This window comes from Glutamicibacter sp. AGC46, from assembly GCF_053543715.1.
Genome location: NZ_JBLVOJ010000024.1, coordinates 56,750 through 76,857, shown reverse-complemented (window position 1 = coordinate 76,857; position 20,108 = coordinate 56,750). Strand labels below are relative to the sequence as shown.

Below are 20,108 nucleotides of genomic sequence, written 5' to 3'. Positions count from 1 at the left end.
CAATCAGGAGTTGCGACGACCGTTACACCCCGCCAGGTTCGAGGCAATATTTTTATGGGAAAGCAACCGCAAGGCTTGGGTCAAAGCTCAAGTGTCAGCCAAAGAAGCCAAGGTATGCAGGACTTGGCGAGTTATCGAGCTCGATTGCCGGGGCGGGACTTTGCGGCAGGATTTGCCCTGTTTGCGCGTCGACTGCAATGACGGAATCCCAGTGGTCCATATCGATCTGCTCCAGCACCTCACCGGTGCCGGCTTCCATGGAAACTGAGCCGTCCCAACCACCGGATGGGGCGACGCCTTGCTGGCCAGCGAGTGCCGGTGATGAGAGTGCCAGGGCACCAACGATTAAGGTTGCCGTCGCGATGCCTATTGAGCGTATGCGCAAGGTCTTCTCCAAATGCAGTAAAGATGATTTTCACTGACTCTACCGATGTTCCCGAAGGAAACCGGGAACCACCACGCAGCATGAAGCTGGCTATTTCCCGGCATCTGGTGCTGTCACAGCACTTTTAAGGCAGAATTGGGCTCAACGCCAGCTCAAGGAGACGAAATATGCCCGGGCATCACCCAATGGGTTGGATCGAAGCCGCTGTGGAGGAATGTGCATGATTGAGTTCGATAACGTTTCCAAGCACTATCCGGATGGCACCGTTGCCGTCAAGGATTTCAGCCTGCAAATTCCGGCACACCGCACCACAGTCTTCGTAGGTTCCTCAGGCTGCGGCAAGACAACATTGCTGCGGATGATCAACCACATGGTTGATCCGAGCAGCGGTACGCTCCGTATCGACGGCGAGGACATCGCCAGCAAGCCGGCGGTGGGCCTGCGCCGCAGCATCGGCTACGTGATGCAGAACTCCGGCCTGCTGCCTCATTTCACTGTCGCACAGAACATTGCGACCGTGCCGCGGCTCATGGGTGAAACGAGCAAGGCATCACGAGCGCGTGCCTTGGAACTGATGGGCACGGTTGGGCTGGCCGGCTCCATGGCCGACAGGTATCCGCATCAGCTCTCTGGAGGCCAGCAGCAACGCGTTGGCGTGGCACGCGGGCTGGCCGCCGATCCGAACATCCTGCTCATGGACGAGCCCTTCGGCGCAGTGGACCCTATCGTTCGCGCCGAGCTGCAAGAAGAATTGCTTCGTCTCCAAAGAGAACTCGATAAGACCATAGTCTTTGTCACCCACGATATTGATGAAGCCTTCCTCCTGGGGGACCAGGTGGTAATTCTGGCGGCGGGCGCACAGAAGCTCCAGGTCGGCAGCCCCAGCGAGATCATTGAAAATCCAGCCAATGATTTTGTCGCCTCCTTCATTGGCGCGCAGCGTGGGGCACGGGCGCTGAGCTTGAAGCAGACGGAGCACGGAACCGTCCTGGTTGATGCGCAAGGCCGGACCCAAGGCAAGCTGGTCGAGGATGGGTCTGTCCAGTGAACTGGGTCCTGGAAAATCTCGGACTCATTGGTTCGCTATCGCTGGAGCACCTGCGCCAGTCCCTGATAGCAATCATTCTCGGATTCATCCTGTCGATTCCGCTGGGTTGGGTGGCCTGGCGCTACAAACTGGTGCGCGGACCGGTCGTGAGCATCACCGGATTGCTCTACACGATCCCTTCGCTGGCTCTGCTGATGATCCTGCCCGTACTCACCGGGATGAGCGCGATCAGCGAAGCCAATCTCATTCTCGCCTTGGCGATCTACGCGATAGCGATCATGGTGCGCAGCGTGGTCGATGGGCTGAACTCGGTGGACCCGGCAACCAGGTCGGCCGCAACTGCCATGGGCTACGGATCGGCACGCCGTTTCTTCGCAGTCGACCTTCCCTTGGCCGGTCCCGTAGTTCTGGCTGGGCTGCGCGTGACCGCGGTCAGCACCATCTCGCTGGCAACGGTCGGCATCCTGGTTGGGGTAACCAACTTGGGCTACCTATTCACCAACGGTCTGCAGCGTCGCATCATTGAAGAAGTCCTGGCGGGGATCATCGCGGTGGCAGTGATCGCGCTGCTCGTTGACCTGTTGTTGCTCTTGGCCGGCCGTTGGCTGATGCCTTGGGCTGCAACGAACACCAGGCAAAAACGAACTGCAGCGCAGGCGTCCACGCAGAAGGTGTCCTCATGAATCTGATTTCCGATGCGCTGGCGTGGATCTTCGCTCCCGAGCAGTGGCAGGGCGATGGGGGACTGGCTAGCCTGCTGGGGCAGCACTTGCTGTTCACCGTGCTTGCTGTGCTAATTGCTAGCGCGATTGCCATCCCTGCGGGATGGGCCATTGGCCACACCGGGCGAGGAAGGGAATTGGCCGTCGGGCTGGCCGGCGTTGCGCGTGCGGTGCCATCCTTCGGCCTGCTGATTCTGCTGGTGCTGCTTCTGGGAGTTCTGCACAAGCCAGAAGCGGCCATGCTGACCTTCGTCGTGCTGGCAATTCCATCACTGCTGGCCGGAGCCTATACCGGCTTCGAAGCAATTGACCGCAAAACCATCGATGCTGCCCGGGCCATGGGGATGACCGAATGGCAGATCCTCGTCAAAGTCGAGATCCCACTGGGACTTGCGCTGCTCGTAGGCGGGATCCGCTCCGCCGTTCTTCAAGTAGTCGCCACCGTTACTGTTGCCGCCTACGTAAATCTCGGCGGCCTGGGACTGCCCATCATCACCGGTCTGAACCTGCGGCGCTTCGACATGGTCCTGGGCGGCGCCTTGATGGTTGCCGCGCTGGCCTTGGTGCTGGATTTGGCATTTGCCATCGCGCAGAAAGCGGCTGTGCCCCACGGGCTGGGCGTGCCCTCGAAGAAGAAGAAAACTTACCAAGATACCGATGACTCAATCACCCGCGAAAGGGAAATGTCATGAGAACCAAGAAGATATTGTCCACGAGTGCTCTCGTGCTGGCCGGAAGCCTCGCACTCGCTGGATGCTCCGGTGCGGATCCGTTGGCCACCGAAAGCGATGCCACCCGGGAGGGTGGGGAAGCGATCGTTGTCGGTTCGCAGGCCTACTATTCCAATGAAATCGTTGCTGAGATCTATGCCCAGGCGCTTGAGGGAGCCGGCATGGAAGTGGAACGGAAATTCAGCATCGGGCAGCGCGATGCCTACATGCCCCAGCTGGAAGACGGCAGCATTGATGTCTTCCCTGAATACACCGGCAACCTGCTGCAGTTCTACAAGGAAGACACCGAAGCACGCTCCGCCGATGAGGTGTACAGCGAGCTGAAGGAATCCTTGCCGGATTCGCTGGCCGTGCTCGAAGCCGCGCCAGCTTCGGATCAGGACTCCTACACGGTGACCAAGGAATTCGCTGAAGCCAATAAGCTTGCGAGCATCGAGGATCTGGCCGGCATTTCCGAACCCTTGACCGTGGGCGGCCCGCCTGAATTGGCGCAACGCCCCTATGGACCCAAGGGCTTGGAGAGCGCATATGGCGTCAAGGCCGAATTCTCGGCAACTGGCGACACGACCGTTGAAGACCTGGCCGCCGGCACGGTGAATGTCGCCAACGTCTTTACCGCGGATCCGCGGATCCAGACGGAGGACTTGGTAGTCCTTGAAGACCCGAAGTCGCTATTCCTGGCATCGAATGTGGTGCCATTGGTGGCCACTGATCAATCCGGGGAATTGGCAGAAGTCCTGAATCCGGTCAGCGAAAAACTGACAGCGCAGGTTCTGGTGGACCTCAACGTGCAGAGCACCGTGGACAAGAAGTCTGCCGCCGACATCGCTTCGGCATGGCTGACTTCCGAGGGGCTGTAGCCCGGCAAGCCAGCATAAGAACATAGCTTCACCGCAGCCGCACCGCCCACGCAATGACGGGCAGTGCGGCTGCTTTTCCTTGTCCGGAAACGGCAGCGGCTTGGCTGAGGGGTATTCCGTGGCTTGCTCGTTTTGACAATTGATAATGATTCTCATTAGTGTTTAGCTCTGTTGGCAGAGGAGCTCGCCGGATCTCGGCGGCCGAGGCCTGCCCGCCATGAATGGAGCACTGATAGATGAAAAAACTCAATCCCTGGAAGTTGGCCGTGCCGGTTGCCATCCTGGCCCTGGCCACCGGATGCGGCGCGCCAGCCGGATCTGCCAGCGGTGCACCGCAGGGCACCGGCGCCAAGAGCATTTCCCTGGACAGTTGCGGAAGGCAGGTCGTCTTCGACAAGGCGCCGGACAGCGTTCTTGCAGTCGGGTCCGAAGCCCCGGCCCTGCTGGCCGCCGCTGGAGCGGGAGACAAGCTCACGCACTACGCAGGCAGCTGGCAGGTGCCTTTCGACGAAGAAACCATGGCGGCAGTGCGCAACGCGGAGCGGATTACCGAGGACTCGCATGATGTCTCCTACGAAATGATCCTGGACTCGGGAGCAGACGTGGTGATCGGCACCGATATCGCTGCTGGAATCGATCTCGACTCGTTGGCTGAACGCCTGGAAAGCGCCGGAGTGAAGATGCTGACCGTCAGCGGATATTGCGCCGGATTCGAGGATCGATCCACCGGCGGGCTGAGCGGCTTCGACCAGATCTACAAGGACGTCCAGTCCTACGGCCAGCTCTTCGGCACCGAGCAGGCGGCCGAGGACTCCGTGCAGCAGATGCGAGCACGCGTCGAGCAAGCCGCGCGCAGCGTCAAGCAGGAAAGCCAGCAGCGCGGGATGCCGCTGTACGTGCCCACCGCAGGCACCTTGGGATCCTACGGCCATGAATCGCTGGTTGCCGAGCAGATGGAACTGCTTGGCCTTCAGAACGTCTTCAACGACGTGCCCAAGCGCTACTTCGAGCCCTCCACCGAAGAACTCGTGAACAGCGGCGCCGACAAGGTCTTCGCCATGTACCTGCCGACAGGCTCCTCGAACTTGGAAACCGACCAGCAGGTCATCGAGGCGCTGCGCGACCGCCCCGAATTGGCCGGATTGCCCGCCATCGAGCAGGACAGCGCCATCGTGCCGCTGAACTACTACTATTCCTCGCCCGGTCCGCTGGCAGTGGACGGGGTCGAGCTGATCGCCGACCGGCTGGCCCGTTGATGAGCCAGCCAGCCGCGCTGCGCCGGCAAGCGGCCTCATCGCGCCGCGTGGCCCGCCCGGGGCACGGACGCGGCCCCAACCGCGGCCTGGTCCGGGGCGCCACCCCCGTGGAATTCGTCAAGCTCAGTCCGGCATCGAATACCACCGTGCTGGTGACCAGCCGGCACCCCGCGGCGCACTACCGCAGCATCGCTGACCGGCTGCTGCGCGCCGAGCATGTGCACGCCGAGCAAGTCGGGTTCATCCTGCCTCCCAGCTCGCCCCGGGCCCAGGCCCGGCTGCACATGGCCGGTGGCGAATTCTGCGCCAATGCCGCGATGTCGCTGGCCGCGCTGCAGGCCGCGCGCCGCGCCCGCAGCGGCCCGCTTGAGCTGCTGATCGAAGCCTCCGGCGCCGCGCAACTGCTGGGCTGCCGGGTCGAGCCGGCCGGTGCCGCCTACCGCTGCCAGCTGAAAATGCCCTGGCCGCTGCGCATCGACCCGTACCCGTTCCCGGGCGTCGCCGGCGCCGGGCTGGTGCGCTACGCCGATGCGGTGCACCTGGTCGCCGAATGCGACGGCTCGGATCCGAAGCTGCGCGGGCATGCGCAGCGACTGGCCCTGGACCTGGGCGCCAGCGAAGCGGTGTCCGTCGTGGGCATCATGCTCTACGATCCGGACCGCGGGCAGCTGGCCCCGCTGGTCAGCGTCCCGGCGCTGGGCAGCCTCATCTGGGAGGGCAGCTGCGGCTCGGGAAGCGCCGCGCTGGGCGCCTACCTGGCAGCGAAAACCGGGGCTCCGGTCAATGCCAGCGTGAAACAGCCCGGAGGCACCGTGCAGGTGCACGCCGATGGCAGCCGCGCCAAGGCCACCGCGCTGCAGATCAGCACCGAAGTAAGCATCGTGGCCGAAGGGACTGCATATATCCATGACTGAAACACCACTGGCCACCCAGGCCGCCGCCGCCGGCCGGGCCGGCGTGCTGCACGGCTACCTCGGACTGTTCGCCGAAGCCGCCCGAGACTATGACGGATCGACGCGGCACGCGGCGGCGCTCGAAGAGCTGCTGGCCGGCTATGCGCAGCTGGTCACCGACCCGGCCAATGAACCGGGCTATGCCCAGATGGCCGCCACCGACCAGGGCACGGCGCTGGTGGCGGCGCTGCGCACCGAATCGGCGCGCTGCGTCGCGGTCATCGAGAAGTACCGGGCGCTGCGCCTGCTCGAAGGCCGCAGCGGAGCCGAGGGCTACTTCGCCAACATCGAATCGTGCATCGCCGGGGAATTCGGCGCCGTCGCCCCGGACTCCAGCTCCAAGGTGCTGCTGGTCGGTTCGGGTTCCTTCCCGATGACCCTGCTGAACCTGGCCTCGCGCACCGGGGCCAGCGCCGTGGGGGTCGACATCGATCCCGAAGCGCTGGAGCTGGGCCGCCGGGTCGTGGCGCAGCTGGGGCAGGGCCTGGATATCGGCCTGCAGGGCGATCAAATCCACCAGCTGGACTTCCTGCCGCAGGCCACGCACATCGTCTTCAGCTCCACGGTGGCCGTGAAATACGAGCTGCTGCACCAGCTGCACGCGCGCACCCGGCAGGACGTGGTGGTCGCGATGCGCTTCGGCGACGGGCTGAAGTCGCTGTTCAACTACCCGATGCAACCAGTGGACCCCCGGCGGTGGCAGCTGGACGGAACGATCCGCCAGCCCGGGCAGGTCTTCGACATCGCGCTGTACACCAAGGCGCGCACGAGAACGGAAAGCAATTAACCCATGGATGATCTGGGAAATATCCTCATTGCCGGAACCGGACCGGTTGCGGTGCAAAGCGCCGTGCTGCTCGGGGCGCTGCCCGGGGAACTGGGCATTGCCGGGCGCGCCTCGCAGCGCTGCGCCGCCTTCTTCGACGCGCTGGAGGCCAACGCCGGCACCGCCCGCGTCCAGGTGCAAAACCCCTCCCATGCCGCACTGGCCGGGCAGGTGCGCATCGAGCACCGCTACCGCGGCTACCAGCAGGTGCGCGGCGGCTGGGACACCCTGGTGCTGGCGGCCACCGCCGACGCCTACCTGCCGGTGCTGCGCGAACTGCCGCCGGTGGTGCTCGCATCGCTGGCGCGGATCGTGCTGCTCTCGCCCACGCTGGGCTCGGCGGCACTGGTGCGCGAATTCGCCCGCCGCAGCGGCACCAACCCGGAAATCATCAGCTTCTCCAGCTATCTGGGGGACACCCGGCAGGTGGAGGGGACCGGCGGAGCGCTGGTGCTGACCGCCGGCGCCAAGGCCCGCATCTACGCCGGCTCCACCGGCGGGGCCACGCCCGCGCTGCAGCGGCTGCGTGCGGTGCATGCCGCGGCCGGCACCGAAGTGCAGCTGGCGGGATCGCCGGTTGAAGCCGAGGCGCGGAACATGTCGCTGTACGTGCATCCGGCCCTGTTCTTCAACGAGCAGGCGCTGCGCGCGGTCTTCGCTCCCGCCCCGCCCGTCCAGTACGTCTACAAGCTCTATCCCGAAGGCCCGGTCACCCCGGCGCTGATCCACTCCATGGCCGAGGCCTGGCGGGAACTGTCGGCCATCACCGCCGCACTGGGCGGCCAGCCGGTCAACCTGCTGGCCTTCATGCTCGATGACGGGTATCCGGTGCACCCCCAGAGCATCGACCCGGGGAAAGCAGCCAGCTTCGAGCAGCTGCCGGCCATCGAGCAGGAGTACCTGCTCTACGTGCGCTACGCCTCGCTGCTCATCGACCCCTTCTCGCAGCCCGACGCGCAGGGCCGCTACTTCGACTTCTCGGCCATCGCCTTCCGCCCGGTCTTCCGCAATGACCAGGGCCAGTGGGATGTGCCGCGGATGCCCAAGGAAGACTACTACCGCACCAGGATCATCGCCGGCCTGGCCCGGGAACTGGCCGTGCCCTGCCCGATGATCGACGCGCTGCTCGCCGCCTACGAAGACGCCCTGGTGCAAGCGGCCTCGGCCCGGGAGGGCCAGGGCTGCTCGCCGGCCTTCGCGGTGCAGGATTTCGCCGAGGACCTGGCCATGATCAGCGCCGGAATCGGGAGTGCGGCATGAGCCAGCCAGAAGTCGAAACAGCGCAGCAGCTGCCCAGCGAACGGCGCATCATCGCCGAGATCTGGCCGGCGCTGCTGGCCTCGGCGCTGGGCCTGCTGCCCTTCACGGTGCTGAGCACCTTCCTGGTGCCCATCGCCGACTGGGCCGGGGCCGGCTATGCCGAAACCGGCACCCTGCGCGGGCTGGCCGGCGTCGGCGCGGTGCTCGCCGGGGTTGCGCTGGCCCCGCTGATCGGGCGCATCGCCCCGGGCACCGTGGCCGCCGCGGCGCTGGGGCTGATGGGCGCCGCCGCCATCGCGGGGACCTTCTCGGGCCTGGCGGCTCTGGCAGTTTTCTGCCTGGCCACCGGGGTGTCCAACGCGCTGCTCTACCCGGCGCTGTCAACCGCGGCCGCGGACCGCTTCGGCACCACCCCGGCCGCGGGCCGGGCAGCCACCTTGGTGATGACGGCCCAGACCCTGGCCTCCACGATCGGCGCGCCGCTGCTGGTGCTGCCGGCGATGTTCTGGGGCTGGCAGGGAAACCTGGTCGCCATCGCCGCCATCAGCATCGCCCTGATCCCGGCGGTGCTGCGCTACGGCCGCCGCGGCGCCGGGCACTGCTCGGCAGACCCGGCTCCGGCTCCAGCCCGGCTGGGCTACCTGGCTGCCTTCCGCACCCTGGCCGGCGTGCCCGGAGCCCGGGCGCTGCTGCTGGTCTCCTTCGGCCGCGCCGGCGCCTTCATGGGGCACCTGGCCTTCCTGGCCCCGCTGTACGCGGAGAAGTTCGCGCTGACCGCCAGCTGGTTCGCGTTCATCTGGTCGGTCAGCGGCGGGGCCTTCTTCCTGGGGCACCTGCTGGCCGGGCGGATGCTCAACGCCGGGGATTCGCAGCGGCGCACCCGTGCGGTGATGGTTTTCAGCCTGGGCATTTCGCTGGTGGCGCTGTTCGGCGTCTACCTCTCACCGGTGCTGCCGCTGGCGGTGGCCGGCACGGCGCTGCTTTCGGCTAGCCACGCGGTGGTCGCGGCCGCCGTGATGAGCCTGCTGGTGAGCCGTTGCACGCAGGTGCGCGGCACCGCGCTGAGCCTGAACGCGGCCGGCATGTCCCTGGGCCTGTTCCTGGGCACAGCAGCCTCCGGAGCGGCGCTGGCCGCCGCCGGATACCTGGCCGCCGCTGCCGTGCTTGGCGCATTGACCCTGATTGCGCTGGGTGCTGCACTGGGCCTGCGCACCGATTCCATTGGCGAAACCCCCGAAAGGCAGCCATGACCCCGTTGGAACCTATCGTGCGAGAACCCCGGGAACCGCTGGCCTGCGCCGGCGATGACTTGGACCATGACCGGCGGGCCCGGCACAGCTGGCTGTGGATCGCCGGGCTGCTCGCCGTACTCGTGGCCACCTTGCCGGTGGCCGTAGGGCTCGGCCCGGTGTCCATCGAGCCGGGCACCGTGCTGCAGATCCTCAAGGCGCACCTTTCCGGGATGCCCGCACCTGGTGCATTCAGCGCCTCGGACCAGTCCATCGTCCTGCTGCTGCGCGTGCCGCGGGTGCTGCTGGGTGCCGCCGTCGGGGCCGGGCTGGCCCTGGCCGGGGTGGCGCTGCAGGCGCTGACCCGCAACATCCTGGCCGAGCCCTACCTGCTGGGCGTGACCTCCGGGGCCTCCACGCTCTCGGCGGCCGCGATCCTCTTCGGCGCCACGGCCGGCATCGGCACGGCCTCGCTGGCGACGAGCGCCTTTGCCGGGGCGCTGGCCGCCGGGATCTTCGTCTACCTGCTGGCGCGGGTCGGTTCGGAGATGACGTCCACCCGGCTGGTGCTGGCCGGGGTGTCCGTGGGCTATGTGCTGCACGCGCTCACCTCGCTGCTGATCTTCGCTTCGGATGATCCCAATGCGGGCCGTTCGGTGCTTTTCTGGACGCTGGGTTCACTGGCGCAGGCGACCGGGCAATCGGCAATGATCACCTGGATCGTGGTGCTCGGGACCGCCACGCTGCTGGCCTATTGGTCGCGGCCGCTGGACGCGCTGGCCATCGGCGATGGCACCGCGCAAGCACTGGGAATATCTCCGGCGAAGCTGCGTGCGGCCGTCATGGTGGTGACCGCGGTGTGCGTGGGCGCGCTGGTCGCGTCCTCCGGCGGCATCGGATTCGTCGGGCTGGTGATTCCGCACGTAGCCCGGCTGTGCGTCGGTGCCACGCACCGCACCCTGATTCCGGTAGCCGCACTGCTCGGCGCGATCTTCCTGGTCTGGGCCGATGTGCTGGCCCGGACGGCCATGGCACCGCAGGAATTGCCGCTGGGAATCGTCACCGCATTGCTCGGCGCCCCGCTGCTGTTCGCGCTGGTTCGCAAGCTCAATGCGGCCCAATAGGAACCAAGGACCTGGAAGAAGGCAAGAACCATGATTACTGCTACAGATATTTCGGTGGGCTATGGCGGAAAGCTGGTCATTGAATCGGCGGGGCTGCAGGCAGGCCCCGGGGAAGTGGTGGGGCTGATCGGCCCCAACGGCAGCGGCAAGTCCACCCTGCTGCGCACGCTCTATGCGGCGCTGCGGCCCACGGCAGGGCTGGTGCTCGTGGACGAGCGCCCGGTCAGCGGACTGCGCGGCAACGAACTGGCCCGCAGGATTGCCGTCGTGGCCCAGGAAACGCCCACCGAGCTGCCGGTCAGTGTCGCCGAAATGGTGCTCCTGGGCAGGGTTGCGCACCGCAAGGCGCTGGCCGCCTTTGCCCGCGAGGACCACCAGGCAGTTGCCTCGGCATTGTCCCGGGTCGGCGCCCGGCACTTGGCCGACCGCCGCTACTCGACCCTGTCCGGCGGCGAGAAGCAGCGCGTGCTGGTTGCCCGGACATTGGCCCAGCAGGCCGAGCACTTGCTACTGGATGAACCCACCAACCACCTGGATATCCGCTACCAGCATGAGCTGCTGCGCATGGTCGGGGAACTGGGAACCACCACGGTGGTGGTGCTGCACGATTTGAACCTGGCCGCCCGCTACTGCAGCAAGCTGGTCATGCTGGCCAACGGCGGGGTCATCGCTTCGGGGACGCCCCAGGAGGTGCTGAAACCTGAACTTCTGCTGCAGGTCTACGGGATTCATGCGCAGCCGGTGCTCGTGAACGGCATCGTGCAACTGGTCTTCAGCCTGGCAGATGAGCCAGCACTGCAACATAGTGGCAGTTCAGTGCCCGGATGATAGCCTGCCCGGTAGGCAAGCAATGGCCAAGCGCCTGCCTGCCGTGCCCCAGCATTGACCGTGAAAGGTACCACTGCCATGACGTCTTCCGCCGCAATCGAGGCAGACAAGCACTACGATCTGATCATCCTCGGCACCGGTTCTGGCAACTCTATTCCGGGTCCAGAATTCGATGGAAAATCCATTGCCATCATCGAGAAGGGCGCTTTCGGCGGTACCTGCCTGAACGTCGGCTGCATCCCCACCAAGATGTATGTCTACGCCGCAGACGTCGCCCTGGAAACCAGGCAAGCAGCACGGCTGGGAATCGATGCCCAGGTCAATTCCGTGGACTGGCCAGGCATCGTGAGCAGGGTCTTCGATAAGCGCATCGATCCCATTGCCCAGGGCGGCGAAGACTACCGCCGTGGCGGGCAGACACCGAATATCGACGTCTACGACCAGCACGCGCGTTTTGTCGGCGAGCGCACGCTGCGTACCGGGCAGGGAACAGAAGCCAGGACCATCAGCGCGGACCAGATTGTCCTGGCCGCCGGGTCGCGCCCGTTTATTCCGCAGGAAATCATCGATTCGGGCGTAGCCTTCCACACCAACGAGGACATCATGCGCTTGGCCCGCCAGCCCAAGTCCATCGTGATCATCGGTGGCGGCTACATTGCCATGGAGTTCGCCCACGTTTTCGAAGCACTGGGCACCAAGGTCACCATCCTGGCCCGCTCCGAACTCATGCGCCAGCTGGATGCCGATCTGCGCGAGCCATTCAACCAGATGGCCGCAGAACGCTATGACGTTCGCCAGGGCAGGAGCATGGTCAGCGCCGTGCAAGAGCCCGACGGGGTAGCACTGACCCTGGATGACGGCTCCACCGCCAGTGCAGAGGTGCTGCTTGTGGCCACGGGGCGCATCCCCAACGGCGACCAGCTGGATCTGGACCGTGCGGGCATCGACTCCGAGGACGGACGGGTCAGCGTGGACGAATACGGCCGTTCGACGTCTGCCGAGGGCATCTGGGCGCTGGGCGACATTTCCTCGCCATTCTTGCTCAAGCATGTGGCCAACGCGGAAATGCGCGCGGTGCGCCACAACCTGCTGAACCCGCAGAACATGAAGAAGATGCCGCATGAGCACGTGCCGGCGGCGGTCTTCACCCACCCGCAGATCGCCTACGTCGGAATGACCGAGGAAGAAGCCCGCGAGGCCGGGCATGCCATTACCGCCAAGGTGCAGAAGTACGGGGATGTGGCCTACGGCTGGGCGATGGAAGACAGCACCGGTATCGCAAAGCTCATCGCTGATAGGGAAACCGGCAAGCTGCTGGGCGCGCACTACATGGGACCGCAAGCTTCAACGCTGATCCAGCAGATGATTACGGTCATGGCCTTCGGACTGGATGTGCGCGAGGTCGCCACGCAGCAGTACTGGATCCACCCTGCCTTGCCGGAGGTCACCGAGAACGCATTGCTCGGCCTGGACTTCTCCTAGCGGCGGTTTTTCGGACCGGCGGCGAACGGATGATAGCTGGCAGCAGAACCCGAAAGGCAGTAGCAAATAGCGCCTGTTCGTCCTAGGGTGGAGCCATGAATGGGAAAACTTCAAGGACCGTGGCCTCGATGACCCGAAGCATGTTCGCGATCGCTGCCGGGGCAGGCATGGTCCTGGGGATGCTGGCGGTGCTCTGGATGTTCTGGCCGATCCGCGAGAACGGCTATGGCGGCAGCCTGGGCGATCTGGGCCTCCCGCTGGCATACGGCGCGGTTGCCGGAGTGCTGATGGGGCTTGTCTGCTGCAGCGGTGCGTATGCGGCCATTGAAATCCAGGCCATGGGGAACCAGCCGGCCACGGCAGCCAGGCAATCGGCCGCTGCCGGAATCGGCGCGGTCCTCGCGGCACTGCTTCCGGCGTTGGCCATAGCCGCGCTGGGCCTGGGCGAAATCGATCCGGCCCCGTTCCTAGGCACGGCCCTGGGGTTCCTGGCAGTGTGCTTTGCCTCGGGCTTCGCTATCCTGGCTGGGCTCAACCGCTGCGCGGCCCGCGGCTGAGGCCATCCGGGCTCCGCGGCCAGGCGCTGGCTGGATCTTGGCTGGACGCCGCTGGCAGTGCAGGGCGTGCTGTGGCACCTTGGGAAGCGGGCGCGTGGCCCAAGCGCCCGGCACGAAAGCAGACCAGGAGTGCAAATGAAGTTCAAGAGCCATCTCGCCGCATGCGCCGTGGCCGGCCTGCTGGCCGGGGCGGTGGGGCTGGCCGGAATCCCGGGGGCCCACGCCAGCGGCACGACCTACACCCAAGAGGTCTCCAGCGCCGCTACCTGCGCCATGATGGAAACCGCCACGGTGGATGCCTTCAAGGCGTCCGGGTACGAAGTCGGCAGCCACGCCTGCCTGGAAGGCCATGGCCGCTACACCCTGGTGATCGAGTACTCGCAATAGTTCCCGGGCGCCACGTGACGATTATCTAGCTGCTGGCGCACCCCGTGCAGACGTGTAAATTCGGGGCGCATCCAGCCGGGGGCGATACCCTTGGAGTATGGCCCCACGTACCCAGTCTCAGGGGACGAAGAAGACCGCGGCGCGCAAACCCAAGGCGCCTGGCTCCTCGTCCTCCAAGAAAACGCCCGAGAACCCGGATGCGGAACTCGCCCTGCCGCTGCGCGCAATACGCAGCGTGTGGATGGGCATTGCCCGGATCTTCGGCGGCGCATTCCGCCGCATTGGCGGAACCGTCAAGCCTGACTACGAGCTGCGCCGCGACGGCACCGGACTGTTCCTCGCGCTGATCTCGATGATCGTCGCGATCATCGAATGGTGGGGCCTGCGCGATGCGGGCTGGTTCGGCACCGGCGTGCACGCGGTCGCCGGCGGCACCCTGGGCTTCATGGCCGTGCTGCTGCCGGTGATCTTGTTCATCGGCGCCTTCCGGCTCTTCCGCTACCCGGAGGCGGTCACCGCGAACAACCGCATCGGCATCGGCCTGCTGATCATGACGCTCTCCGGCTCGTCCATCGCCTCGCTGGCCAACGGCTCGCCAGCGGTCTCCGACGATTTCCAGGCACTCTGGAATGCCGGCGGCATGGCCGGTTCCATCCTGGGCACCCCGCTGGGCCTGCTGATCTCGGTCCCGGGCGCCATGGCCGTGTTCATCTTCCTGGTGGTCATGTCCATCCTGATCGTCACCGCCACGCCATTTACGCAGATCCCTTCGCGCGTGCGTTCGGGCTACAACCGCCTGCTCGGCCAGGACCCGGACGCACCCCGTGCCACCCGACCCACGGCCGCAGTGGAACTTGATCCAGCCGGCGAGGACCATGACCAGTCCTACCTCTACCCGCAGGACGAGGCTCCGGCCCCCGCCGCCAGGAAGAAGAAGCCCGGCTTCTTCGAACGCCGGGCCGCGGCCGCCCGCAAGGTCACCGAGGTCTACGACGTGGACGGCGGCGAGCACGCTGAACGCCCCGGCGATGTCGCCTACGACAAGGCGGTCATCGGCCAGGATGATCCTGCCGAGCAGTCCACCGGCGCGATGCCTGCCGTCAACCGCAACTCCGGCAAGATCTTCGACGCCGACGAGGCCGCCACCCAGGCCATCGCCCGCCCGGACTTCGAGTCCGCCGCCGCCCCGGCCCAGGAAGACACCGCCACGGTGGCCATCCCGAAGCCCTCCGGTCCTCCGCCTGGAGTCAAGCGCCCGACCAAGGCCGAATCCGAGATGGCCGAGATCATGGCCAATATCGGGCTGAAGGCCGAACCCGAGGCCACCACCTCCGCGATGGACCAGGTCTCCTCGCGCGCCGCCGGGCTCGCCGCATCCCCGCAGGCGCCGATCCCCGCGCGCAGCGAGCAGCTGCAGCTCTCCGGCGATGTCACCTACACCCTGCCCGAGGAGCACTACCTTCCTGCCGGCCCGCCGGCCAAGGAAGCCTCCGAGGCCAACCAGGTGGTGGTCGATGCGCTGACCAACACCCTGCAGCAGTTCAAGGTCGACGCGAAGGTCACCGGGTTCTCCCGCGGGCCCACGGTGACCCGCTACGAGATCGAGCTGGCTCCGGGCACCAAGGTGGAGAAGGTCACCGCGCTGTCCAAGAACATCTCCTATGCGGTGGCTTCCTCGGATGTGCGCATCCTCTCGCCGATTCCGGGCAAGTCCGCCATCGGCATCGAGATCCCGAACACCGACAAGGAAGTCGTGGCGCTGGGCGATGTGCTGCGCAGCTCCAATGCCCGCAAGACCGAGCACCCGATGGTGATGGGCGTGGGCAAGGACGTGGAAGGCGGCTTCGTCGTGGCCAACCTGGCCAAGATGCCGCACCTGCTGGTGGCAGGCGCCACCGGCGCGGGCAAGTCCTCGTTCGTGAACTCGATGATCACCTCGATCCTGATGCGCTCCACCCCGGACGAGGTGCGCATGGTCATGGTCGACCCCAAGCGCGTGGAGCTGACCGCCTACGAAGGCGTGCCGCACCTGATCACCCCGATCATCACCAACCCGAAGAAGGCCGCCGAGGCACTGGGCTGGGTGGTCCGCGAAATGGACACCCGCTACGACGATCTGGCCAACTTCGGTTTCAAGCACATCGACGACTTCAACAAGGCGGTCAAGGCCGGCAAGGTGCACCCTCCGGAGGGTTCCAAGCGCGTGCTCAAGCCCTACCCGTACCTGCTGGTGATCGTCGATGAGCTCGCCGACTTGATGATGGTCGCCCCGCGCGATGTCGAAGAGTCGATCGTGCGCATCACCCAGCTGGCGCGTGCCGCCGGCATCCACTTGGTGCTGGCCACCCAGCGCCCCTCGGTGGATGTGGTCACCGGCTTGATCAAGGCCAACGTGCCCTCGCGCATGGCCTTCGCGACCTCATCGGTCACCGACTCCCGCGTGGTCCTGGACCAGCCCGGGGCCGAGAAGCTGCTGGGCCAGGGCGACGCCCTGTTCCTGCCGATGGGCACCTCCAAGCCGATGCGCGTGCAGGGCGCCTGGGTGACCGAATCCGAAATCCACCGCGTGGTCGAGCACGTCAAGAGCCAGCTGAAGCCCGAGTACCGGGAAGACGTGATCCCGGCTGCCGAGAAGAAGAAGCAGATCGATGAGGACATCGGAGACGATCTGGATCTGCTGCTGCAGGCTACCGAGCTCGTGGTCACCAGCCAGTTCGGCTCCACCTCGATGCTGCAGCGCAAGCTGCGCGTGGGCTTCGCCAAGGCCGGACGCCTGATGGACCTGATGGAATCACGGGGCGTTGTCGGCCCTTCCGAGGGCTCCAAGGCCCGCGATGTGCTGATCCAGCCCGATGACCTGCCCATGGTCCTGGCCGCGATGCGCGGCGATGACCCGGCGACCAGCACCCCGTCGGCCACCGAGGCCGCGCTGGTGGCCGAAGCCAACGTGAACCACGCCGAGCCGGTCACCGACTATGCCGAGGACCTGGTTGCCAAGGATCTGGAAGATCGCCCGCAAGCCGTCGACTACTTCGATGGCTCCGACGAACCTGGCGAAGACGCCTGGGACCTGACAGGAAGAAACTGAAACCCATGAGCGAGCAAGCTGGCCGCAGTGCCCAGCCACCGGTACCGACGCTGAATATCGCCAACGTGCTCACTACCATCCGCATCATCATGGTGCCTTTCTTCGTCTGGGCCCTGATGGCCGATAACCACGAGCAAGGCCTGTGGCGCTGGGTCGCGCTGGGACTTTTCGTGGTGGCCATGTACACCGACAAGCTCGACGGGGACCTGGCGCGCAGCCGCGGGCTGGTCACCAACTTCGGCAAGATCGCGGACCCGATCGCCGACAAGCTGCTCACCGGTTCGGCGCTGGTTTGCTTCTCGATCCTGGCCGAGCTGCCTTGGTGGGTCACTATCGTGATCCTGGTGCGCGAATGGGGCATCACCGTGCTGCGCGTGGTGGTCATCCGCTACGGCGTGATTGCCGCGAATATGGGCGGCAAGATCAAGACCGTGTTGCAGGCCATCGTGATCGGCCTGTACCTGTTGCCCTACACCCACACCATTGACTGGCTGGGCACCGTGGCGTGGTACCTGATGCTGCTGACCCTGGCCGTCACCGTGGTCACCGGACTGGAATACCTGGTCAAGGCCGGCCAGCTGGCAGCCGCGGCCAAGAAGCAGAAGTAGGGCCGGCACCATGAAGCCCCAGGCACCCGAGGTGATCGCCAAGGCCATTGAAGGCGATGTGCAACTGGCTACGGCCGAATCGCTGACCGCTGGCATGATTGCCGCGCGCCTGGCCGAGGTGCCAGGCGCCTCGGCGGTGCTGCGCGGGGGAGTTGTCAGCTATTCCTCGGCGGTGAAGTCATCGCTGCTGGGCGTCGACGAGATGCTGCTTGCTTCCAACGGATCGGTGGATCCCGAGGTTGCCCGGCAGATGGCCGTAGGGGCGCAGCGTGCCTGCGGTGCAGACGTGGCGATTTCTGCAACCGGGGTCGCTGGACCGGACCCGCACGATGGCAAGGCGGTGGGAACCGTGTATATTGGGTGGGCCATGGGCGCTGACTCGGGATCCGAAGTCCACCACTTCGTGGGAGACCGGGCACAGATCCGCGAGCAGAGCACCCTGGCGGCACTTCACCAGTTCGCTGCCATCTTGGATAAAGCTTCTTCACAGTAAGACGCGAAATACTCTTCTTCCCGAGATGTTACGCAAAAATCACGGCAAATGTGGCGTAGGTCGCATTTAAGTGATTAGGGTGAATGTACGGGAACAAAATCGTATGACCTGTCGTTGTACGAATTGCAGGGCCGCAAGGATGGCCCCCGTATTTGATTAGATCTTCGAGATGGACCTAGGAGCAGAGGCTAAATTCATGGTCAAGCAACCCGTAACTGTCAATGGTGTCGTCCGTTGGCGCGATATGGGAGAAGCCCATATGGTCCAGCCCGAGAAGGAGGAGCACAAAATGGTAGTACTCCGTCATGAAATCGGCGATGTTCTGCGCGACGTCCGTCAGCGCCAGGGACGTACCCTTCGCGAGGTTTCGCATAGCGCACGTGTTTCCCTTGGCTACCTGTCCGAGGTTGAGCGTGGCCAGAAGGAAGCCTCTTCGGAGCTGCTCTCCTCGATCTGCGTGGCGCTGGAAATCCCATTGTCCCTGATGCTCCGTGAAGTATCCGAGCGCGTTGCCCTGGCAGAGGGCATTGCTATCCCGGATACCGTTCCTACGGATATGGCCAACGAGTTTGCCGCCAAGAGCAGCAACAAGCCATTGGCCTCGGTCTAGAACCAAATTTTTTAGGGCTACCGCTACTCAGTAATCGAGACTGCCGGCAGCCGTGCAAGGAGCCTGCGCGAAATGCGTGGGCTCCTTGCCTATGCGTGGGAGAATAATTAGGTGAAAATCAGCGATTTCTGGCGCAACATGGAAAACGAGTTCGGCGCGCGGTACTCCCACGTGCTGGCCGATTCCATGGCCCTTACCGAACTTGGCAGCCTTACCGCCGCGCAGGCGCTGGACAAGGGCGTCAAGCCCAAGCAGATTTGGGAAGCCCTGTGCAAGGCGCAAGACATTCCGGCCGAACGCTGGCTTGGCGTGGATATCGAGCCGAAGGAATCGTAGCGATTCCGTTCGAAAGTCCCGGCACTGGATCTTCGAACATGCCGTGTTGAATTTCGAACACCTGTTCGGATAGGGTTATCCTAGAAGCAACGCAGGAAACTGCACCAAGAACTTAAGCACTGAGACTGTCCACACTTGAGGGCTATCGGAGTCCAAAGTGTCGGTGGGCAAGCATACTGTCTATTGCAGGACAAAATTCATGAGCAAGTACGTAGCAGGCTTGCAAGAGCAAAGGTGAACCATGGCAGCAAAAAATGATCGGGAAAAGGCGCTAGAGGCTGTCCTGGGCCAAATCGACAAGGCCTACGGCAAGGGCTCGGTCATGCGCCTGGGCGATGAAACCCGTGCACCCATTGAAGTAATTCCTACCGGTTCGGTTGCCTTGGATGTCGCCCTTGGCATTGGCGGCCTGCCACGCGGCCGCGTGGTGGAAATCTACGGCCCTGAGTCCTCGGGTAAAACCACGGTTGCCCTGCATGCAGTCGCCAGCGCGCAGAAGGCCGGCGGCGTTGCGGCATTCATCGATGCTGAGCACGCGCTTGATCCGGAATACGCCAAGAAGCTGGGCGTCGACACCGACGCACTGCTGGTCTCCCAGCCGGATACCGGTGAGCAGGCCCTGGAAATCATGGATATGCTCGTGGGCTCCGGCGCGCTGGATATCATCGTCATCGACTCCGTGGCAGCACTGGTTCCACGCGCCGAAATCGAAGGCGAGATGGGTGACAGCCATGTCGGCCTGCAGGCCCGCTTGATGTCCCAGGCTCTGCGCAAGATTACCGGCCGCCTCTCGGCCTCGAAGACTACCGCAATCTTCATCAACCAGCTGCGTGAAAAGATTGGCGTCTTCTTCGGCAGCCCGGAAACCACCACTGGTGGCAAGGCGCTGAAGTTCTACGCTTCGGTTCGCATCGACATCCGCCGCATCGAGACCCTGAAAGAGGGCACCAACGCGGTCGGCAACCGCACCCGCTGCAAGGTCGTCAAGAACAAGATGGCGCCTCCTTTCAAACAGGCTGAATTCGACATCCTGTACGGCCACGGCATCTCCCGCGAAGGTTCGCTCATCGATATGGGTGTCGAGCACAACCTGGTCAAGAAGTCCGGTGCCTGGTTCACCTACGACGGGGACCAGCTGGGCCAGGGCAAGGAAAACGCCCGCCGCTTCCTGCGCGACAACCCGGATCTGGCCGACGAACTAGAGCGCCAGATCTTGCAGAAGCTCGGCGTTCTGCCACAGGAAGAAGTTGAAGAAGACGAGACCGAACTGCGAGTCGTCGAGGGCGATAAGTAGTGGCCCCAGGCTTCCAGCGACGTAGCGGGGG

Annotated in this window: 21 protein-coding genes; 20 read left to right on the top strand and 1 reads right to left on the bottom strand. The window is 64.8% G+C overall.

Annotated features, from left to right (window positions below; all coding sequences use genetic code 11):
* Window positions 1–94: 94 nt before the first annotated feature.
* Complete coding sequence (locus ACNPM8_RS12395; RefSeq protein WP_400342830.1) at window positions 95–385, bottom strand: hypothetical protein; 291 nt, start codon at window positions 383–385, stop codon at window positions 95–97.
* A 220-nt stretch (window positions 386–605) separates the two neighbouring features.
* Here ACNPM8_RS12395 and ACNPM8_RS12390 point away from each other — a divergent pair, with 220 nt between their 5' ends.
* The 20 genes from ACNPM8_RS12390 to recA all read left to right on the top strand — a co-directional run bounded on the left by ACNPM8_RS12390 (window position 606) and on the right by recA (window position 20,077).
* Window positions 606–1,433 carry an ABC transporter ATP-binding protein gene (locus ACNPM8_RS12390; protein ID WP_400342831.1) on the top strand — a complete coding sequence of 276 codons (828 nt, stop codon included), beginning with the start codon at window positions 606–608 and terminating at the stop codon, window positions 1,431–1,433.
* Window positions 1,430–2,116, top strand: coding sequence for an ABC transporter permease (locus tag ACNPM8_RS12385; protein ID WP_400342833.1), 687 nt, complete (start codon window positions 1,430–1,432; stop codon window positions 2,114–2,116). Before ACNPM8_RS12390 ends, ACNPM8_RS12385 begins: the two co-directional genes overlap by 4 nt.
* On the top strand, window positions 2,113–2,847 hold the full coding sequence (locus ACNPM8_RS12380; protein WP_400342834.1) for an ABC transporter permease: 735 nt from the start codon (window positions 2,113–2,115) through the stop codon (window positions 2,845–2,847). The genes ACNPM8_RS12385 and ACNPM8_RS12380 overlap by 4 nt, the downstream gene beginning before the upstream one ends.
* Window positions 2,844–3,746: an ABC transporter substrate-binding protein gene (locus ACNPM8_RS12375; protein ID WP_448939938.1), complete on the top strand. Its 903-nt coding sequence runs from the start codon at window positions 2,844–2,846 to the stop codon at window positions 3,744–3,746. The genes ACNPM8_RS12380 and ACNPM8_RS12375 overlap by 4 nt, the downstream gene beginning before the upstream one ends.
* A 236-nt stretch (window positions 3,747–3,982) precedes the next feature.
* On the top strand, window positions 3,983–5,002 hold the full coding sequence (locus tag ACNPM8_RS12370; RefSeq protein WP_332594695.1) for an ABC transporter substrate-binding protein: 1,020 nt from the start codon (window positions 3,983–3,985) through the stop codon (window positions 5,000–5,002).
* Window positions 5,002–5,916: a hypothetical protein gene (locus ACNPM8_RS12365; RefSeq protein WP_400342836.1), complete on the top strand. Its 915-nt coding sequence runs from the start codon at window positions 5,002–5,004 to the stop codon at window positions 5,914–5,916. Before ACNPM8_RS12370 ends, ACNPM8_RS12365 begins: the two co-directional genes overlap by 1 nt.
* Window positions 5,909–6,742, top strand: a complete 834-nt coding sequence (locus tag ACNPM8_RS12360; RefSeq protein ID WP_448939937.1) for a class I SAM-dependent methyltransferase — start codon at window positions 5,909–5,911, stop codon at window positions 6,740–6,742. Before ACNPM8_RS12365 ends, ACNPM8_RS12360 begins: the two co-directional genes overlap by 8 nt.
* Before the next feature lie 3 nt (window positions 6,743–6,745).
* Window positions 6,746–8,041 carry an opine metallophore biosynthesis dehydrogenase gene (locus ACNPM8_RS12355; protein WP_400342840.1) on the top strand — a complete coding sequence of 432 codons (1,296 nt, stop codon included), beginning with the start codon at window positions 6,746–6,748 and terminating at the stop codon, window positions 8,039–8,041.
* Window positions 8,038–9,291: an MFS transporter gene (locus tag ACNPM8_RS12350; protein WP_400342842.1), complete on the top strand. Its 1,254-nt coding sequence runs from the start codon at window positions 8,038–8,040 to the stop codon at window positions 9,289–9,291. The genes ACNPM8_RS12355 and ACNPM8_RS12350 overlap by 4 nt, the downstream gene beginning before the upstream one ends.
* Window positions 9,288–10,394: a FecCD family ABC transporter permease gene (locus ACNPM8_RS12345; protein ID WP_448939936.1), complete on the top strand. Its 1,107-nt coding sequence runs from the start codon at window positions 9,288–9,290 to the stop codon at window positions 10,392–10,394. The genes ACNPM8_RS12350 and ACNPM8_RS12345 overlap by 4 nt, the downstream gene beginning before the upstream one ends.
* Before the next feature lie 30 nt (window positions 10,395–10,424).
* Window positions 10,425–11,222, top strand: coding sequence for an ABC transporter ATP-binding protein (locus ACNPM8_RS12340; RefSeq protein WP_448939935.1), 798 nt, complete (start codon window positions 10,425–10,427; stop codon window positions 11,220–11,222).
* Between the two features lie 78 nt (window positions 11,223–11,300).
* Window positions 11,301–12,704, top strand: coding sequence for a mycothione reductase (gene mtr / locus ACNPM8_RS12335; protein WP_448939934.1), 1,404 nt, complete (start codon window positions 11,301–11,303; stop codon window positions 12,702–12,704).
* Between the two features lie 95 nt (window positions 12,705–12,799).
* Complete coding sequence (locus ACNPM8_RS12330) at window positions 12,800–13,261, top strand: hypothetical protein (protein ID WP_402735588.1); 462 nt, start codon at window positions 12,800–12,802, stop codon at window positions 13,259–13,261.
* 135 nt (window positions 13,262–13,396) lie between these two features.
* Window positions 13,397–13,648, top strand: coding sequence for a hypothetical protein (locus ACNPM8_RS12325; RefSeq protein ID WP_448939933.1), 252 nt, complete (start codon window positions 13,397–13,399; stop codon window positions 13,646–13,648).
* 97 nt (window positions 13,649–13,745) lie between these two features.
* On the top strand, window positions 13,746–16,736 hold the full coding sequence (locus ACNPM8_RS12320; protein WP_426735018.1) for an FtsK/SpoIIIE family DNA translocase: 2,991 nt from the start codon (window positions 13,746–13,748) through the stop codon (window positions 16,734–16,736).
* Window positions 16,737–16,741: 5 nt separating this feature from the next.
* A complete protein-coding gene (pgsA, locus tag ACNPM8_RS12315) occupies window positions 16,742–17,344 on the top strand; it encodes a CDP-diacylglycerol--glycerol-3-phosphate 3-phosphatidyltransferase (protein WP_105658170.1) in 603 nt (200 codons plus the stop codon).
* A 10-nt stretch (window positions 17,345–17,354) separates the two neighbouring features.
* On the top strand, window positions 17,355–17,837 hold the full coding sequence (locus ACNPM8_RS12310) for a CinA family protein (RefSeq protein WP_448939932.1): 483 nt from the start codon (window positions 17,355–17,357) through the stop codon (window positions 17,835–17,837).
* 196 nt (window positions 17,838–18,033) lie between these two features.
* Window positions 18,034–18,447: a helix-turn-helix domain-containing protein gene (locus tag ACNPM8_RS12305; protein WP_448939931.1), complete on the top strand. Its 414-nt coding sequence runs from the start codon at window positions 18,034–18,036 to the stop codon at window positions 18,445–18,447.
* Window positions 18,448–18,558: 111 nt separating this feature from the next.
* The gene (locus ACNPM8_RS12300) at window positions 18,559–18,783 is read left to right on the top strand and encodes a DUF3046 domain-containing protein (RefSeq protein ID WP_448939930.1); all 225 of its coding nucleotides are present in this window, start codon (window positions 18,559–18,561) and stop codon (window positions 18,781–18,783) included.
* A 241-nt stretch (window positions 18,784–19,024) separates the two neighbouring features.
* The gene (recA, locus tag ACNPM8_RS12295) at window positions 19,025–20,077 is read left to right on the top strand and encodes a recombinase RecA (RefSeq protein WP_105658167.1); all 1,053 of its coding nucleotides are present in this window, start codon (window positions 19,025–19,027) and stop codon (window positions 20,075–20,077) included.
* The last annotated feature ends 31 nt before the right edge of the window (window positions 20,078–20,108 follow it).

Excerpts from the sequence above, each read along its gene's own strand:
- ACNPM8_RS12390 (WP_400342831.1), top strand. The coding sequence starts at position 606 with ATGATTGAGTTCGATAACGTTTCCAAGCACTATCCGGATGGCACCGTT.
- ACNPM8_RS12380 (WP_400342834.1), top strand. The coding sequence starts at position 2,113 with ATGAATCTGATTTCCGATGCGCTGGCGTGGATCTTCGCTCCCGAGCAG.
- ACNPM8_RS12375 (WP_448939938.1), top strand. The coding sequence starts at position 2,844 with ATGAGAACCAAGAAGATATTGTCCACGAGTGCTCTCGTGCTGGCCGGA.
- ACNPM8_RS12370 (WP_332594695.1), top strand. The coding sequence starts at position 3,983 with ATGAAAAAACTCAATCCCTGGAAGTTGGCCGTGCCGGTTGCCATCCTG.
- ACNPM8_RS12365 (WP_400342836.1), top strand. The coding sequence starts at position 5,002 with ATGAGCCAGCCAGCCGCGCTGCGCCGGCAAGCGGCCTCATCGCGCCGC.
- ACNPM8_RS12360 (WP_448939937.1), top strand. The coding sequence starts at position 5,909 with ATGACTGAAACACCACTGGCCACCCAGGCCGCCGCCGCCGGCCGGGCC.
- ACNPM8_RS12355 (WP_400342840.1), top strand. The coding sequence starts at position 6,746 with ATGGATGATCTGGGAAATATCCTCATTGCCGGAACCGGACCGGTTGCG.
- ACNPM8_RS12350 (WP_400342842.1), top strand. The coding sequence starts at position 8,038 with ATGAGCCAGCCAGAAGTCGAAACAGCGCAGCAGCTGCCCAGCGAACGG.
- ACNPM8_RS12345 (WP_448939936.1), top strand. The coding sequence starts at position 9,288 with ATGACCCCGTTGGAACCTATCGTGCGAGAACCCCGGGAACCGCTGGCC.
- ACNPM8_RS12340 (WP_448939935.1), top strand. The coding sequence starts at position 10,425 with ATGATTACTGCTACAGATATTTCGGTGGGCTATGGCGGAAAGCTGGTC.
- mtr (WP_448939934.1), top strand. The coding sequence starts at position 11,301 with ATGACGTCTTCCGCCGCAATCGAGGCAGACAAGCACTACGATCTGATC.
- ACNPM8_RS12330 (WP_402735588.1), top strand. The coding sequence starts at position 12,800 with ATGAATGGGAAAACTTCAAGGACCGTGGCCTCGATGACCCGAAGCATG.
- ACNPM8_RS12325 (WP_448939933.1), top strand. The coding sequence starts at position 13,397 with ATGAAGTTCAAGAGCCATCTCGCCGCATGCGCCGTGGCCGGCCTGCTG.
- ACNPM8_RS12320 (WP_426735018.1), top strand. The coding sequence starts at position 13,746 with ATGGCCCCACGTACCCAGTCTCAGGGGACGAAGAAGACCGCGGCGCGC.
- pgsA (WP_105658170.1), top strand. The coding sequence starts at position 16,742 with ATGAGCGAGCAAGCTGGCCGCAGTGCCCAGCCACCGGTACCGACGCTG.
- ACNPM8_RS12310 (WP_448939932.1), top strand. The coding sequence starts at position 17,355 with ATGAAGCCCCAGGCACCCGAGGTGATCGCCAAGGCCATTGAAGGCGAT.
- ACNPM8_RS12305 (WP_448939931.1), top strand. The coding sequence starts at position 18,034 with ATGGTCAAGCAACCCGTAACTGTCAATGGTGTCGTCCGTTGGCGCGAT.
- recA (WP_105658167.1), top strand. The coding sequence starts at position 19,025 with ATGGCAGCAAAAAATGATCGGGAAAAGGCGCTAGAGGCTGTCCTGGGC.